We start from the raw sequence: 17177 nt of genomic DNA, 5'->3' as shown, positions 1-17177 counted from the left end.
CAGTTTTCCGATGCGGGTTCAAAGCGAATGCTTCAAATATTTTTATTAGAAGTATCGCAAATATATATAATCAATTACAAACATACTAAAATATTACAAACCTGTCACTATCGTGACAATAATATTTATAGATAATTTCTTTTTTTGCTACTATGACTAAGGAAAACGGAAATAATAAAATAAATTTAGACGATACAGGTAAAGTATTTTTACTTGATAAATTTGTATGCAATTTTATTTCCAATAATTGGATTGACCCGAAAAAATCAATAAATAAACAAAGTAAAGAGTTAGGAGTCCATAGGCATATTATCACGAAGATAAGAGATGTCGATGGCTATAGAATTCCTATGTCAACACTAGCAATTATGTGCTTTTATAAAAAGATTTCTCTTTCCGATTTCTTTAAAATTATTGAAGAAAAGCACGGTTCAAAAATCAATGACGATTTTGTATCCAAATCTAAAAGCACGAATAATATTTAACAGCTACGTTTTTAATCTCAATAAGCATTCTCTATCACAAAAGATAGTGCTAAAAACACGTATTTATACGCATACATTTTCATCAGAAAATGAAGTATTTTGCAATCTTTAATCAAGGTTACGGAAAACCGTAAAAAAAGAAAAAAGCTGTTTTGTAGTTTTGGTTCTTAAACACTGGAATTAAAACCTAGACGCAAAAGACATGCATTGGAAATCAAAAAATAAAATTCAAAGGGAGACCACAAAATTGTATCTAACGGAACTAAAGGGCGATGAGAAAATGGCCCGTGAGATTCGACTACAGTTAGGAAAGAAAGAATATGTTTTACTCGATTTAGAAACTGAATTTCCTGCAAAAATTGAATATATAAGTCTCAGCAATGGAGGTTTTAATTATACGCCAGGGCAGGGAGATCAAATTATAATCTACGGGAAAAGCAAAGTTCTTAAAATCCTGGAAAATTCAAAAAAGTCTGATATAATAAATTCACAGACCGTGGATGAATTAATCTCCATGATTAACGAAATGACAAACTTAGCATTTTCATAGAAACATCTGATTTACCGCTTCTTACTTATTAAAACCCAATGTATTTTTTTTGTAAATTCGTTTATTGGTTATTAGAACCCAGTGTTCATTACTGCCAGAATCTAGGCTTTGAAACGTAGTTTATTTAGAAAGGAGATTATATGAATAGAGATAATGCTGTACTCATTATTTTCGGTGTTTTAGCACTAATTATAGGAATTGCCCTTAAACTTTTTATTGGCAGAAGGAGATTCTATCGTCGAAATTCTTTGGGAGGAGAAGGTTTTAAAAATTATAGAAGTTCCCTGCTGACCCCTTTTTGGGAGAATCTGCTAACCCTTGCAGGCGGTCTTCTTATCTTTCTAGGAATAATAGCTCTTGCATTTGCTAAGTGGATGCTCTAATAACAACTAAACGACAACTTATGAAGTTTCAAATAATTGATGAAAATAACCTGGGTAATAAAAGGTTTGTAGTAAAGATTCAGCTTTTGCCTGAAAACATGACTGAAGCAAATTCAATTCGTAATATAGAAGCAGGCACTGCTGACGATAACGAACGAGTAACTGTAACTAACTTTCTGCACTTTGTCCTATCACAAAAAAATTATTCTCCTATAGGATCACTCGACCAGCAGGGAGAAATTTTCACAATTAGTGCTTTCAAAAATTAGAAAGTATCTGCGAATATAAAATCGTGAATTCATATTTAAATTTTATTCATTCCAATAAAAACATACATCAAAATAATGGCTAATAATTTGACACTAGATAAAACACTGGATTTCTTCAGAGCATTCAAAGGCGATGAAATTACATTTGAAACCTCACATTGCGGGAACTATACGGATTTACATTCTGAAATACATGGGGTCGGGCCTACATCACTAAGAGTAAAAGTCAACCCTAGCTATATAAATCCTGATTGTGTAGATAAAGACAACATGATGGACGTTTCTATTGATTCAATTAGAACGGTTCTGAGTAAAAACACTCCCATTGAACTATATGAGATAGATGGCAAAATAGAGACATTACGTGGGTTTATCTTAAAGAATAAAATGTATTTTACACCTTCAGAGCAAATGGCTTTAGAAAATTTATTAAGAAAGATGGAGTTATTTTACAGTGAGGTTCTTCTTGAAGGAAATATAGATTCCGAAGAGGAAGAGAAAGAAATTGAAAGAAACAGATTCAAATCCTTATTCTTAAATTTATAATATAAACTATCCGCCAGTAAAGTAGCTTTAAGTTTTAAAGTAAGGCCGTTTTACTGCAAAATTTATTATGGAGGAGAAAACAAAGTATACTTACACCAGCAGTTTTCGTTTACAGGCGCAACGTTAACAGAAATATGGAAGTATTCACGCAAAACATTGAGCAGGTTATTCTTGAACACTTTGATAAGGCAAAGAGTTCAATAACAATTGTTGTCGCTTGGTTTACCAATAAAAGAATAATATCAAAATTAATTGATTTAAAGAAATTCAAAAATCTGGATATTCAGATTTTGGTTGATAACAATGATGTCAACCAAAAGTACTTCTTTGATTTACATCTGGACAATCTTGAAGAAAGCGGGATTGAGGTGAGGCGTCAGCACATTTCAAAATTTAACCACAACAAGTTTTCGATTATAGACAACGAGACATTTATTACAGGATCCTACAATTATACAAATAAGGCCAATCAAAATTTTGAAAATATCGTTGTTGAAACAGATACCCGCATTGCAGGCTTCTATACGAGAATTTTTAAATTCTTTACCGATAAAAATTACATTGATCCAAATGTAGAAGTGCTGTCTGAAAATTTTGAGTTTGCTAACAAACTCATATCAACGTACTATCCTTTTTCTCAAAAATTATTTTTGAAGTTAAAAGACCAAATTAATTTGGGCTATTGCTTTACTCATGAAAATGGCCTTTACAACGAAATAAGTTATGAGCCTGGTCTGATCTTCAACCCAAAATTTAAGCTACACAAAGAACTAATTTATACGATTAGTGATAAAAAGTCTAAAGGGTATCCAGATTTGGATTCCAATTTATCCCAGGAATTTAATCTGCCTATCACAAAAGAACTTATTCTAAATTATCAATTAAGCGAGATCAATAACTTCAATTATCAAACTCTTCAGGAAATTGCTAATTTCGACAGCGAAAAAATTGACTACGAAAGTTTTGCCAATGACGTTGAAAGCAATGAAATTGCGCTCACGAATTATTATACAAGAAAATTCAAAACCATCTATACCAGCCAGGAACTTCGCGAGATATTACTAAAGAATATTAACATTGTAATTGAAGATTATATCTGGATAAATAATTTCGCACCTTTTTTGAATGAAACTACCATTGAAAATATTTATAAGAAAGAAAATTGATGTTAAGTGAGTGAGCAGCTATCTGAATCAAGGATGTTAGTGGCCGCATTATCGGAGCCCAAAGAAATTTTTGATGTACTAAAGGCAGTTTTTCCAATATTGAATGATAATAACTTATAGATAATAAATAAATAATATATACACTAACTGGCATACGTCATAAAACCTCTACAACTATATATGGAAAATCAATCCCCCTGGTTAAAAGTGCTGTCTCATTTTGACGGCAAAGGCTATTTCAGCAATGGCCTGACTATTCCTTTTCTGCTTGGAGCAACGTCAATAATTTCACCGGAAGATGAGATAATGTCTGTGGAAGAATTTGTATCTGAAATTATTGATGAATCCCTGCCGATAAAAATTTCAATCCAGAGCTGCGGGAATATAGGAGAGTATGTAATCGGTATTTTCGATAAAGAATCGCCAGCTGAACTTTACACAAATTTTGGAAACCTCTATATAACAGACAATTCATTTTCTAAAATAGATACTATTGATACAATTAGAAAAGTGCTGGTAGATGATTACCAAAATAAGATTGATGATGGCTTATTTTCAATCAACGACCGAGAATGGGGAAATTATTCCCAAAAGGACAAGGACCGCCTGGCAGAATTGAAATAAGTACTATTTACTTCCACCTTAAAAAACAAAAATATAATTATGACGATAGAAGAAAAATATGATCAGGATCTGCACGGAGGAAAAGAAATCGATGGACTTTTAAGATATAATGGTCACTACAGGGGAAAAGAAGATGACGGCTCTACCACCGTGAAATTTGACAATGGAAATTTTTATGTCATTGAAGATGGAAAAATTACCCAGCATATCGACGGCAAGGATGAATACTTTATAAATGATCATATTGTAGATGCAATTTATAAATTCATTGATTTGAACCCCCTGATGTCGAAAAATTACACCTACAGTGACTATAACGCACAAGACGAGATCGATTTTTATACAAAAGAGAAAACGTCAGCCACGGACAGCCGTGGCAGGTTGATCAGACTTGTAATAAATCGGGAATCAAAAAATATTGAAATCTCAAACATCCTGATAGATCCCAGCCTGCAGCATAAGGGCTATGGGAAAAAAATTATAAGGGAAATATTCATCATAGCCTCCAAACATAATTACAGGCTGTTTTTAGTTCAAATGGTGCCTGGATTTTATAAGCGGATGGTCAACAGAGGAGCTGAAATTATAGAGTTTGAAGAAATCGTTGAAATTACAGCCGCTACATCCTTAGAAGACAAAAAGTAGAACCAGTTCAAAACAGGCAATAAATACATTATGAAAGTACAATTTACAAAGAAACTTACCCAGAATAATTTCCCGGAAATGAAGTTGGCGCTCAAAGAAAGACCAGACAACCTGAAAGTTGAATCTTTGAGCAATGAGAAAAAAATAGTCCTGGAAAAATTCCAACACAAACAGCATCTCTTAACACAAATTGGTGATTTCACAAATCTTAGTGAAATGGCTGCTGAGACCAGAAAACTCTGGCGTCCAAACCAAACATTAAAAGTATTCTTTTTTGTCAGCGATAAGGCAAGAGACCAGAGAGTACTCCAGTACGCCTCGATCTGGAGCGAGCACTGCAGCATAAAATTTGAAAGAACAGATAATAGAGATGAAGCTCAAATAAGGGTTGGCTACGATGCGACGGGAAGCTGGTCCTATATTGGCACAGATGCACTGGGTGTTGATAAACATAAAGCAACCATAAATTTTGGGTGGCTCAGCGACAGCCTGCCGGAGCCTGAATATAAGCAGGTCGTACTACATGAATTCGGACATGCATTAGGACTGATCCACGAGCACCAAAGCCCGGATATAAAAATGGACTGGGACAAAAATGTAGTGTATAATTATTATGCTTTTACACATGGCTGGTCAAAAGCAGATGTTGATAAAAATGTTTTTCAGGAATATGATAAAACCACAATCCGATATTCCGAAGTGGATAGAGATTCCATAATGGGATATTATCTTCCGCCAGAATTTACAAAAAACAAACAATCATTTCCTTTTAATTATGATCTTTCCGCAACAGATAAAAAATATATAGGTGAGCTGTACCCTGAATTGCTCCATTCATAAGATGAAAACAAGATATACAAATTTTAGTTTATACATGGTCAAGAAAATAATATGGAAAATCTGAACAAACTTCATGATTTGACCCTAAAAATTAAATCAATAATCCGTACCGTTGAATTTAGGGAAAATGATGTCCGTAAGGCATACTTTGAGAACCTGTACTCCATTATCAACGAGTTTTATCATGGCAAAATATTCTTTAAGATCAGCCAGGAAATAAAAAACAGAACCATAAAATTTGATTCAAGCATTTTGGAACTGCAGCCTCACGTAACTAGAATTTATGAAATAGCTGATCATGAGCTGCTTTCAGGGGCTTACCATAATGAGTTAAACAGAAAGCTGTTTGTAGATACATTTACCAATTTTGAAACAACACTCTCATTTTGTTTTGAAGATATTGTTACGGATGCAGATTTAGAAGGTATGGTAAAGGACTTAAATTCTAAAATCCTCAGATTATGTCAAAATTTGCCAGATGAAGAAAAAATGCACCTATTATCTGAATTAAAGAAAAACACCTTTATTCCCCTTTCCAGAAAATTCAGATATCTATCCAAGCTTAATAAGGATTGCTATCCTGAAGATGCAAAGAGCGATTTAGAATTTATCGAGTTCTGTTCAAAGCTCAGAAACTGCGTTTCCCATTCAGCAGGCTATTATAAGGGGAAAGATTATGTTTACAAGTTTGATCGCATTACCTTTATTTTTAAGAACGGTGAATTTTTGGAAATGCAAGGAGAGAATGATTATGTCTTTCTAAAAATCAATGAACGTCTGACCAATATAATGTATGCACTTTGCAACTGCCTGAAACATGTTGACTTTATAAAATATCCTGACGATGGATTTTAGATTATTAATTCATCTTCATTCACCAAAAGTTAAAACCAAAACTTTTGCCTAACGTCATGCAACTATCCTAAATAAATGATAAATGAACAGTTTAGATAAGATTTACAACCATACTTTTACATTGGAAATTGGAGATGACCTAACCCTGAAGGATATCGACAAAGAGAATTATACCGAATTGGAATATTACGTAAATAATACCCAATTTTATTTTGTCCACTTTTTATCACTTCTATCCCAGCTGGATAATGCTGTGGGACTTTTAAATAATTTCGGCTATAATAAAAAAAATACGATAAGCAGAGGCGATCATCTAACTTACAATGTAGAAAATTATATGATCAGGGTTGTATCTGTAACTGACAGGCTGCTTCAATTTATAAATATGGCATACTATCTTAAAATTGACGAGAGCAAAGTCAATTATAAGAAAATCATTGGTAATCCAAGAATAAAAGATTCAACACTTGAAACTTTGTACTTGGAAGTTAAACAAATTCTAAACCATTATTACAACGACAGAAATTCAGTGGTTCATAGACATTCCTACGCTAATAAAGAGCTTTATAGACTGCAAACTTTGTATCATACGACGTTAACAGAACGTTACATAGAAAGGAACTCAGCTGAAGAGGTCAAGAAATTAAAATATGTACGATCTCAGGCATTAAAAAAGTTTACAGAAAAAGTAAAATTGCAGTTCGCGGAAACTAATGAGGCGTGCTTTGGAATAATTTTGCGGATGTTAGACACATTACATCAAGAGTATAATTCTAACAAGGAAAAATTATAATCCCTGCAAAGCCGACAAGGTAAAAATTATCCGCTAAAATCTTCCTTCTTTAATTCTTCAATAAAATATTTAGGCGTTATTCCAGTATCGGCTACAAAGGCCTTTACAAACCTTCTGGTACTGCTGAATCCCGCTTCATCAGCGAGTGCCTCATGGGTATAATTCTGCAGATTTTTTTCCTTACGAATCCTCTTGGCAATATTATCTATTTTAAGGCTATTAATATATTCATTGAATTTTTTATTTCTGTGACGAACAATTATTAGTGATAAATATTTAGTGTTGGTCTTGAAGTAGCTTGCCAGCTTAGTAAGATTAAGATCCTTTTCAAGGAACTTTTTACTATTTTCAAATTTCTTCAAACTGCTTAAAACTGCGTCTTCGGCATCTTTGCTCATTGAAAAATCGTGCTCATCTATCTTATTGTCTTTACTCTTTTCTGAGTTTTCAATTTTTTGCAACAATTCTTCATACTTAATCCTAGCCTCCTTCTTATTTTTAAAATAATTAACTATCCCGTATACTATGACAATGAACATTACTCCAATGATAGAAAACAATATCTGATTCTTATAGCTCTGCCGATCCAGCCTTCCCTTAAGCGTACGCTGAACAGCCAGCAACTCTTTAGTTTCATATTCCTTACGGATTTTTCCTTGAAGATAGGTATAGGTATGATGCAGTTTCTTATCTATTTCGAGTAATTTCTCAACATAATGTAACTGCAACTTGATCATATTTTTGTCCTTGTAATAAGTAATCATAAACTCATATGCTTCCCTCAGGTCAGGACGCATAAAATCCCGTTTCATATAGATTTGGTCAACTTTTTTAAAGTATCTCAGAGCCTTTTCCTTATTGTTTAATCCCCAGTAACATTTTCCAATATAAAAGTATCCCACCATTTCATTGGAAAAGTCCTTATTGTCCAGAATGTCTGGCAATGCATCTTGCAGCTTTTCAATGCCTATGGCATAATTGCGGATCAGGCATTGGTTGACTCCTTCTGAAAATATGAAGTAGGACTGCATGTCGAGGTTTCCGGTTTTGATTCCTTCACTTATACCTATTTCATTTGTAGCAGTACAAAGCCCATGATTGCCAACCATTTTATAGCAGACTCCCAATGCATGCAGAGAGTTTAAGTATGCCCTGACATTGGAATCTTTAAAGTAGCTGATGCACTCTTTAAAAAGTGCGATCGCTTCGTTATAATATCCCAAATAAAGTTTTATCTGCCCAATTTGATATTTGGTTTTGTGAATGAGGTATGGATCATTTGTTTTTTTTATGTAGTAGTCGGCGACTAAGTAAATATCCATTGCCTCTTTGAGACGTTTTTGACTATAGTAAGCAACGCCTTTTGACAGGTATGCTGATCCTATAATTTCATCGTTGTTTGATTTTTTAGCTGCCCAAACCATACTATCGGCGTAGATAAGTTTTGACTGGTCTGGGGCATAGTAGATATAGTTCTTATAGCCATTGGAAAGTTCCTCCCAGTTTTCCTCCGACTTGGCCTTTATTAGAAATGAGATCAGGTATACTGATCTAGCACCATCACTTATACTACCATCTTCGATACGATCAAATATATAGTCGAAATCCTTACTCTTTAACGAATCAGGAATTTGAATCATATGCTTTTGTGCGTGTATACAATAACTAAAGCATAAAGATATTGCAAGGAAATATCTTACAATCATAGATTAGATTTAAGCTATTTTCATTGGTAGGAACCCCCATTTAATACAATAAGTATGATAGTGAGAGTTGGGGCAAACGAAATAGTGATGAATATATCAAATATACTATAAAAACAGGAAAAACCTACAAAGCGGACACAAAAAAGCTGTGTCGATTTTCTGAAAAACGATAGTAAAAATACTGTAAATGTCCAGACAACCATTTGTAAATGTTGCATTTAGCAAATAGTTTTGCTCTGAATTCAAAAGCAAAGTCTGGCTTAAAACCAGCACCGTTCTGCTTTCCCTCGAGGTGAAAAATGAACTGACGAAAAAAAAAGTAATCAGTCACATTTAACACTAGTACACATGAAAAATTTAAAAGTATTGTTGGCAATCCTGCCATTATTCACTGTTGCCTGTTCAGATGATTATACAGATGATTTTACAGGTAAGACTACGGAAATTGCGTATCGAAATGAAAGTGCAAAAAAATCAGGCATTGGACCTGGTAATCCAGCGAATCCCTTCGATACCGCAGGAAGTATGCATAATGAAATCCTAGAGATTATCGGCGATACCGACTTTAACTCCCAGTCTATTGAAGAGATAGCTATTTTAATTGATTCGGTTTCAGATGCCCACCCTGAGCTGATGCCATTATCCAGCGATTATAATTTGTCCGGAAGACTGTCAGAAATCACATGGATAGTAAATAACGAAAATGCTATTACCGATGTGCTGACAGCATGTACAATGGGAGTAAGTGCCAAGGCAAACTTTATAACATTTGTAAATAACCTCCCTTTAGTTGCTAATGATCCATATGATGATATCCATTCGGTTATTGTTTCCTATGAGGCAGGCGTTCTTGCCAATACTGGATTCTCTGATGAGGATAAACGTATAATCCTAACTGCTACTTCAGTTGCCCGATATACAGCCTATGAGAAGAAAAGAAAAGACAAAGACTGGGAGACCAACGTTACCAGTATAGCTGCGACGGTTAGCGGTGCAGAGCAAAACCTGATTCTGGGGCTAAAAATGGCATTAACCGTCGAGATATATCAAAGCAACGACCCTACTCTGTGAACTGGATTATTGTTCTGCTGGAACGTTATGAGCGAACTGTTGCTATAGCTTCAGGATTTCTGCTCATAACATTGAATGTAGGTAGCCTTTATTTCATCATAGATCTTCTGAGCTATGATGAAATGGTGGGTTATCTCGCTGACGGGGGACTTAAGAGTTCCGATCCACATGACTTTGTGTATGTTTTTCTAATTCCTGCACTATGCAATATCCTATTTGTTTTTACTGCTCTGTGCGCATGTTGTACTAAAAGCTGACTAAGCGATGAAACGCTTTGAGCGGCATTTTATTAATATAAAACACTAACATTTTGGACACCTTAAAAAATAGACGCTGGCAAAAGGAATTAAAAGTCTATCATCTTATAGATTTTAAATCTTTTAAGGCACGCAAAACCCTGATGAATCCAGACTGGTTTTCTCTCCTTGTGATAGTATCCGGCACAATATATTTTATGGATGGTCCATCAACGGTCCGTCTTTCCCAAGGAGATATGTACGCAGTTCCCAGTACGGCTGAAGTCATTAAACAGACACCGTCGCTAAAGGTCAGCTTTATCTCCTGTAAAAAGGATTTTGCCATTACCAACAGGTTCTCAAAATCCGGTATCGGTTACATAGAGATTCTTACCAGCTATTCACCTTTTGTAATTTCGCTTACACAGGCTGAAATAATTTATCTGATAGAGGTTGTTGGATTTCTTAAGAAAAAAATTAGTAGCAGGGATAGTATTTTTCAGGAAGAAATGGTACTGCTTTATTTCAATCTTATCCTTTATGAATTCAGCGGGATATGCTACAAGCATGGTGAAAATATAATTGATGTTTACTGCCGCACTGAAAAAATTAGTACGCGCTTTCTGGCACTTGTGCAGCAGCATTGCAGACTACGCCATGATGTAAGCTTTTATGCGGACGCTTTATTTGTCAGCAAGGGGCACTTGGGTAAGGCTGTACGGAATGCTATCGGAATGTCTGCCAAACATTATATTGAAATGGCAATTATATCTGAAGCGTACACACTACTGGCAGATGTTAACCTTACCATTACCCAGATCGGTGAGCACTTAAATTTTAGAAATCCCCAATCTTTCAGCCATTTTTTTAAAAAACATACCAAATTAACGCCGACCCAATACCGCTTAAACCTAAAATTTTAATCCGTTCTTTTAATCCAACTGTAAATCTACTGAACCGTAATATCTTTTCATAATTGGTTTTGCTTGTGAATAGCCCCATCTTAATCGTATAGCATGATTTGTACAGTAAGCACAGTAATGTTTATATAGTCCATAAGTTTTTTTGAAAGGTATTACATTAAAACCATATGAGCTATGAAACCACTGAGTACAATTATTTCCGAAATCCATAGTAAGGAAGATCAAATTTCGCGAGAAACCTCCCATCTGATTGATGAGGCTTATCAAATGACACTGTATTTGAATGAGATGCTGCATACAACCAGAGAACAAATCTTAAAAGAGGGCTTCGCAAATGAAGCCGACGAGATACAATTTTTCCGTGACATTAAGCCCTATATTTTAGGACAACTGATGTATTATAATAAAGTATTCAGAATTGAAACCATCTGTCCGGTAAAGAACGGCAAGATGTACCAGAAATTTTTCATGAACCAGCTTCAGTCACTTAAACAGGAGTTTAAAGAAGATGTCTGCGGCTGTCACTTTTATCGCTATTACAGATCAGGGAGAATAGACCGAGATGAGGAATATTTTTTGAGAGGAAAAATTAATTACAGGGACGGACTCAACAGTTACGTTTTTGAAATCGACCACCAGTTTTCTACATACTACGATTCTAAAGTTGCCAGGATTATGGCCAACGAATTAATTTATACCTATCTGATAACGAAGATAAATCCTGAGGAACATTCAGGTTCTGTGCTGAATAATCATGAGTCAACTAAAGATATTTTTTGGACCGACTCTAAAAATGCACTCATCGAACTCATTTATGCGCTCTACGCTTCGGGAGTAATATCTCATGGAAAAATTGGTATTCGCAAAATTACTCTTGTATTTCAAATACTTTTTCGTGTACCGCTTGGAGATATTCATCATTCATTTCATCGCATGAAAGATAGGGCCTCCAATCGTACCTTATTCCTGGACCAGCTCAAATCTTCCCTTGAGCAGTATATGGATAAGGAGCTGTAGGTTTTATATCAGCCCCTGTTACTTAAAGCAGTGCCCACAGCACTGCTTTTTTATTGCCCATGTCTGCCCATTGGCAAAAGGCAAAACCCTTACTTATCGTAATGAACGCTCAATCCCAGACTTCGATATCCCACCATTTTATAGAACGATTTGCTAAAAAAATCTTCCTTGCCAATGGGCAAGACTTGGCAGAAAATAATTTTTTCATGTGTCAATTTTGTGGTGTTAAACCAAAAGTAGCGGTTATGAATATCGATAGAATGGAATTCACGGCGTGGATGGACCGAATCATGGAGAGATTCGACATCCTTATGGATGTGGTAAACACAAGTAAGAATCAGCGTACTGCTGTTGATGGAGAAGAGTTACTGGACAGTCAGGATGTCCTTCAGATGCTCAAGATAAGTGCACGATCATTGCAAAGATACCGCTCGTCAGGCAAGCTACCATATTATACAATCAGCGGAAAAATTTATTATAAGCTCTCAGATATACATCAGTTGGTCAGGGAAAGCTTTACGGCCCCGGTGCCTAAAAGAAAGCCAGCAAGTGACAAATAAGGCCATCGGATGCCAGTTAACACCAGATAGCAAAGACCTCTTTTACTTTCGGGAATTAATTTAAAAATTTTAAACTATGAGTGAACAAATTTCAGAAAAAGCAGAGTCTCCCGAACAAATATCGGAGATATTATTGGTGCTGGATAAAGAGAAAATGAAAATCATGGCTGTAAAGGGCATTGATGAAAATGGAAAACTGGAAACCATTGAACCTTCAAAGAAAAACCAGAACCAATTCATGCGTGTCGATAAGCAAGGGGATTTATTTTCCAACTTCTTTTCCAATTTTTTCAGCCAGCTTAAGAACCCCACCAATTTTTCCTTCTTTAAAATTCCTGCACCACTGAGTATTAAGTTGGCAAAAGAAATGCAAAAACAGGTAGATCAACCAAGTCCTGAAGGTGATAAGTTGATGAAGCAGCACGAAGTGAAGACACCACAAGAGAATCATAAACAAGAAAATAAAAATAATATGGAAACAACGCAGAGCACACCGGACACAAGTGAGTATAAATACAAACCGGAACAGATTGATTGGGAAACCATGAACAACTTGGGATTAAGTAAAGAGAAACTTGAAAAAATGAACTTGCTCGATCCGCTACTTAAAGGTTACAAGACAAATGAGCTTGTACCTGTAAGCCTAAACCTGGGAACCGCCGTTACGAGAATGGACGCCCGATTATCGCTGCAATCGAATGACGACGGACAGGTAGTAGTTGCCATTCACGGAATTCGAAAAGAGCCCAACCTGAACTTTGAGTTTTTTGGGCATAGCTTCAGTCAGGCAGACAAGAACAACCTGCTAGAAACAGGAAATATGGGGCGTGTTGTTAATCTTGTCAATATAAAAAATCCAAACGAGACCATTCCTTCCATTATAAGTGTGGACAGACTTACCAATGAACTGGTGGCATTACGTACTGAGTTTATAAAAATCCCTGATGAGCTCAAAGGTGTAAAACTTAATGATGAGCAGAAGCAAACCTTAATGGAGGGCAAGCCACTTTATTTAGAAGGAATGACTTCCAAGAAAGGAACTCAGTTCGATGCAACCGTACAATTCAATGCCGACAAGCGTTTTGTAGAGTTCCAGTTCGACAGGAGCAACACCAACAAACAAACACAGGACAATCAGCAAAACCAATCGCAGGAAGTTCCGAAAACTTTCAGGGACAAAGAGCTGGATAAAGAGCAATACCAAAAGTTCAAAGATGGGCAGACGGTTTATGTAAGTGGCTTGGTTGATAAGAAGGGAAAGGAATATAATGGTTATATCACTTTCAACAAGCAAACCAATAAAACGGATTTCTCTTTCCAAAATCCGGACAAGATTAAGGAACAGGCAAAACCTACTGAAGCACATAAAACGCAGACGGCGGTCAATTCAGAAGGCAAAACCAATGAGGCAACCAAGAATATCAAGGAGCCCTTGAAATCCGGTCAAACAAATCCCAACAACAGAAAGCAGCAGGAACAACAGGAAGAACCTGACGCACCTGCCAAATCCAAAGGACGTAAAATGTAAGATGTATGAAAACTATAATTGCAGAAAAACCAAGCGTAGCAAGGGAAATAGCCGGCTTATTGGGCGCATCCGAGAAAAAGGACGGTTACCTGACAGGTAACGGCTATTTTGTTACTTGGGCACTAGGCCATCTCATTGGATTGGGCATGCCCGAAGATTACGGGATCACGGGATTTGACAAAGCGTCACTGCCTATACTCCCAAACCCTTTTTTACTGACTGTCCGAAAGGTCAAAAAAGATAAAGGCTACTCTGCAGATACAAGTGCATTAAAGCAACTGAAAATCATTGAACAGCTCTTCAACAAAAGCAAATGCATTATCGTAGCCACCGATGCGGGACGTGAAGGCGAACTCATTTTCAGGTACATTTACGAATACCTGAAATGCAACAAACCCTTTGAACGGCTTTGGATTAGCTCGCTTACTGAAAAAGCCATTAAACAAGGTTTTGACAATCTCAAAGGTGGGACAGCATTTGACGGATTATATCAGGCCGCGCAAGGCAGAAGCCGCGCCGACTGGCTAGTAGGTATAAATGCTACACAAGCACTCTCGATAGCAGCAGCCAATGGGGTTTATTCACTCGGAAGAGTGCAGACACCTACACTGGCTTTAATATGCAAACGCTATTTGGATAACAGAAGTTTCGCTGTAAAAAATTATTGGCAGGTACAATTGTCACATAACAAAGAGCTTATAAATTTTAAAAGTACCTCAAAAATCAAATGGGAAGACAAAAAACTTAGCGGCGATACGCTTAAAGCCATTCAGCGCAGCGAAACGGCAGTAGTTACATCGGTAGAAACCAAAAGCGTTACTGAACAACCACCTTTATTGTTCGATCTTACTGGCTTGCAGAAAGAAGCTAACAAAAAATTGAACCTTTCTGCTGAAGAAACCCTCAACATTTCCCAAAGTCTTTACGAAAAAAAGTTTATTACATACCCACGTACAGGAAGCAAATACATTCCTGAAGATATGTGGGCAGAAATTCCCATTCTTGTAAGAGCTTTACAAAACAGAGAAAACATTAAACAAACCCTATCTCAAGTGAAATGGGGTCGTTTTAATAAACGTATCGTGAACGATTTGCGTGTTACGGACCATCATGGATTATTAATTACTGATAAAATCCCATCAGCGCTTAATGCAAAGGAAAATGCGGTTTATGATATGATTGCCTTTCGATTACTCGAAGCCATTTCCGGGGCCTGCGTCAAAGAGTTAACGGATGTCGGTTTACAGGTATTGCATTATGATTTTACCGCAAAAGGCTGTAAGATTATAGAAGCGGGCTGGCGTTCCATTAAAGGCAGTTTCTCCGATGATGATACAGAATCGGTACAGGATTTGCCCCAGTTGAAAAAAGGAGATGATCTTAAAATAAAAGAAGCTTGCGTTTTGGAGAAGAAAACCAAACCGCCTGTACTTTATACCGAAGCAGGCCTTTTGTCGGCTATGGAAAGTGCCGGAAAAGAAATTGAAAATGCAGACGAACGCAAAGTCTTGCAAAATATTGGTATCGGAACCCCGGCGACAAGAGCTGCGATAATTGAAACGTTGTTTACCCGTAAATATATCCAAAGGGATAATAAATCCTTGATACCAACAGAAAAAGGACTGCAGGTATATGAATTGGTTAAAGACCAAAAAATAGCAGATGTGGCAATGACAGCCCAGTGGGAACTCGCATTGCAGAAAATCGAGAACAACGAAACGGATGCAACGGCATTTCAAAAAGAAATGGAAATTTATGCCTCATCTATTACCACTGAATTGTTGCAGACTTCCATTGCTCAAAATAACCTACCACAACTCATTTGCCCGAAATGTAAAAGCCAACAGCTCGTTATCCGGGATAAGATTGTCAAATGTCCTGACGAAGTTTGCAGTTGGGTGCAGTTCCGCAACGTGTGTGGCGTACAAATCGGCACTGCCGATATTGAAAACCTTGTCAATAAAGGCAAAACTTCCCTTATCAAGGGAATGAAAAGCAAGGCAGGTAAAAAATTCGATGCGTATATCGTATTGAATGACAAAGCCGAAACTTCCTTTGAGTTTGACAAAAATAAAATCTACAAAAAGTAATGGAAAATAAGCCTACCATTAGCACAATGGAAATCAGAAATCTGATTTATTCCATACGTGGAAAGCAAGTGATGCTGGATAGCGACCTCGCTTCCTTATATCAGGTGGAAACAAAGAACCTCAACAAAGCCGTAAAAAGAAATATTGAAAGGTTTCCTGCTTCTTTCTGCTTTCAACTGACCGAAGAGGACATTGAAAACTTGAGGTTCCAAATTGGAACCTCAAGTTTAAGCTACGGCGGAAGACGTTATTTACCCTATGTTTTTACGGAACAAGGGGTCGCAATGGCTTCTGCTATACTTCGTTCTGATATAGCCGTTAAAGTCAGTGTTGAAATTATGGAAGCCTTTGTGGAAATGCGAAGAGTGCTTATCAGCAATGCCTCCCTATTTTATCGTTTGGATAACATTGAAATGAAGCAATCCGAATCCGACCAAAAATTTGAAGAGATTTTTAAGGCTTTGGAAAGCGATAAGCTCCACAGCGAAAAAGGGATTTTCTACAATGGGCAGATTTTTGATGCCTATGCCTTTGTGTCCGATATTATCCGAAGTGCTCAAAGCTCCATCATCCTGCTGGATAATTATGTGGATGACACGGTATTAACCTTATTGGGCAAGCGAAGCGACAATGTAACCGCAACAATTTATACCAAAAGCATAAGCAATCAATTACGGTTGGATATGCAACGGTACAACAGCCAATATCCTCGCATTGAAGTTGAATTATTTTCAAATGCTCACGACCGCTTTATGATAATTGACGATACGGAGCTTTACCATATCGGAGCATCACTCAAAGACCTGGGCAAGAAATGGTTTGCCTTTTCGAGAATGGATATTGAGGTTGGAAGGATGTTACAAATCTTGTATAAACAATAAACCCTCTGA

The 17177-nt window shown here is 36.5% G+C and carries 19 protein-coding genes; 18 read left to right on the top strand and 1 reads right to left on the bottom strand.

Translation table 11 applies throughout. The features are described 5' to 3' along the window. Positions 1 to 152: 152 nt before the first annotated feature. From GJU43_RS03900 to GJU43_RS03850, 11 genes are all read left to right on the top strand, one after another. A complete protein-coding gene (locus GJU43_RS03900; protein ID WP_154339510.1) occupies positions 153 to 485 on the top strand; it encodes a hypothetical protein in 333 nt (110 codons plus the stop codon). 202 nt (positions 486 to 687) lie between these two features. Next, positions 688 to 1035, top strand: a complete 348-nt coding sequence (locus tag GJU43_RS03895) for a hypothetical protein (RefSeq protein ID WP_026726924.1) — start codon at positions 688 to 690, stop codon at positions 1033 to 1035. Positions 1036 to 1175: 140 nt separating this feature from the next. After that, positions 1176 to 1418: a hypothetical protein gene (locus GJU43_RS03890; RefSeq protein WP_035108209.1), complete on the top strand. Its 243-nt coding sequence runs from the start codon at positions 1176 to 1178 to the stop codon at positions 1416 to 1418. Between the two features lie 20 nt (positions 1419 to 1438). Continuing rightward, complete coding sequence (locus tag GJU43_RS03885) at positions 1439 to 1687, top strand: hypothetical protein (protein WP_124020479.1); 249 nt, start codon at positions 1439 to 1441, stop codon at positions 1685 to 1687. A gap of 75 nt (positions 1688 to 1762) precedes the next feature. Continuing rightward, complete coding sequence (locus GJU43_RS03880) at positions 1763 to 2233, top strand: hypothetical protein (protein ID WP_026726926.1); 471 nt, start codon at positions 1763 to 1765, stop codon at positions 2231 to 2233. 134 nt (positions 2234 to 2367) lie between these two features. Continuing rightward, entirely contained in the window at positions 2368 to 3399 is a 1032-nt protein-coding gene (locus tag GJU43_RS03875; protein ID WP_051234336.1) for a phospholipase D-like domain-containing protein, read from the top strand. Positions 3400 to 3579: 180 nt separating this feature from the next. After that, a complete protein-coding gene (locus tag GJU43_RS03870; RefSeq protein ID WP_026726927.1) occupies positions 3580 to 4023 on the top strand; it encodes a hypothetical protein in 444 nt (147 codons plus the stop codon). 39 nt (positions 4024 to 4062) lie between these two features. After that, positions 4063 to 4668, top strand: a complete 606-nt coding sequence (locus GJU43_RS03865; RefSeq protein ID WP_154339509.1) for a GNAT family N-acetyltransferase — start codon at positions 4063 to 4065, stop codon at positions 4666 to 4668. A 30-nt stretch (positions 4669 to 4698) separates the two neighbouring features. Next, positions 4699 to 5508 carry a M12 family metallopeptidase gene (locus GJU43_RS03860; RefSeq protein ID WP_154339508.1) on the top strand — a complete coding sequence of 270 codons (810 nt, stop codon included), beginning with the start codon at positions 4699 to 4701 and terminating at the stop codon, positions 5506 to 5508. 51 nt (positions 5509 to 5559) lie between these two features. Next, complete coding sequence (locus GJU43_RS03855; RefSeq protein WP_026726930.1) at positions 5560 to 6363, top strand: hypothetical protein; 804 nt, start codon at positions 5560 to 5562, stop codon at positions 6361 to 6363. Between the two features lie 82 nt (positions 6364 to 6445). After that, positions 6446 to 7156, top strand: coding sequence for a Cthe_2314 family HEPN domain-containing protein (locus tag GJU43_RS03850; protein WP_154339507.1), 711 nt, complete (start codon positions 6446 to 6448; stop codon positions 7154 to 7156). Positions 7157 to 7182: 26 nt separating this feature from the next. On the opposite strand, the gene GJU43_RS03845 is transcribed toward GJU43_RS03850, so the two are convergent. Further along, the gene (locus GJU43_RS03845) at positions 7183 to 8796 is read right to left on the bottom strand and encodes a helix-turn-helix domain-containing protein (RefSeq protein ID WP_195760015.1); all 1614 of its coding nucleotides are present in this window, start codon (positions 8794 to 8796) and stop codon (positions 7183 to 7185) included. A 414-nt stretch (positions 8797 to 9210) separates the two neighbouring features. On the opposite strand from GJU43_RS03845, the gene GJU43_RS03840 reads away from it, so the two are divergent. From GJU43_RS03840 to GJU43_RS03810, 7 genes are all read left to right on the top strand, one after another. After that, positions 9211 to 9933: a hypothetical protein gene (locus tag GJU43_RS03840; RefSeq protein WP_154339505.1), complete on the top strand. Its 723-nt coding sequence runs from the start codon at positions 9211 to 9213 to the stop codon at positions 9931 to 9933. Positions 9934 to 10243: 310 nt separating this feature from the next. Next, entirely contained in the window at positions 10244 to 11092 is an 849-nt protein-coding gene (locus tag GJU43_RS03835) for an AraC family transcriptional regulator (RefSeq protein ID WP_154339504.1), read from the top strand. A gap of 174 nt (positions 11093 to 11266) precedes the next feature. Further along, a complete protein-coding gene (locus tag GJU43_RS03830; RefSeq protein ID WP_154339503.1) occupies positions 11267 to 12109 on the top strand; it encodes an RteC domain-containing protein in 843 nt (280 codons plus the stop codon). A 245-nt stretch (positions 12110 to 12354) separates the two neighbouring features. Beyond that, on the top strand, positions 12355 to 12669 hold the full coding sequence (locus GJU43_RS03825) for a helix-turn-helix domain-containing protein (protein ID WP_026726936.1): 315 nt from the start codon (positions 12355 to 12357) through the stop codon (positions 12667 to 12669). A gap of 76 nt (positions 12670 to 12745) precedes the next feature. Continuing rightward, the gene (locus tag GJU43_RS03820; RefSeq protein ID WP_154339502.1) at positions 12746 to 14197 is read left to right on the top strand and encodes a DUF3945 domain-containing protein; all 1452 of its coding nucleotides are present in this window, start codon (positions 12746 to 12748) and stop codon (positions 14195 to 14197) included. Positions 14198 to 14202: 5 nt separating this feature from the next. Next, positions 14203 to 16287, top strand: coding sequence for a type IA DNA topoisomerase (locus GJU43_RS03815; protein ID WP_154339501.1), 2085 nt, complete (start codon positions 14203 to 14205; stop codon positions 16285 to 16287). Next, positions 16287 to 17168, top strand: a complete 882-nt coding sequence (locus tag GJU43_RS03810; RefSeq protein WP_154339500.1) for an ORF6N domain-containing protein — start codon at positions 16287 to 16289, stop codon at positions 17166 to 17168. Before GJU43_RS03815 ends, GJU43_RS03810 begins: the two co-directional genes overlap by 1 nt. Positions 17169 to 17177 lie beyond the last annotated feature (9 nt).

Source organism: Flavobacterium sp. LC2016-23 (assembly GCF_009674775.1).
Lineage (GTDB): Bacteria > Bacteroidota > Bacteroidia > Flavobacteriales > Flavobacteriaceae > Flavobacterium.
The sequence above is the reverse complement of the archived record's forward strand: the minus strand, read 5'-3'. Positions and strand labels throughout refer to the sequence as shown.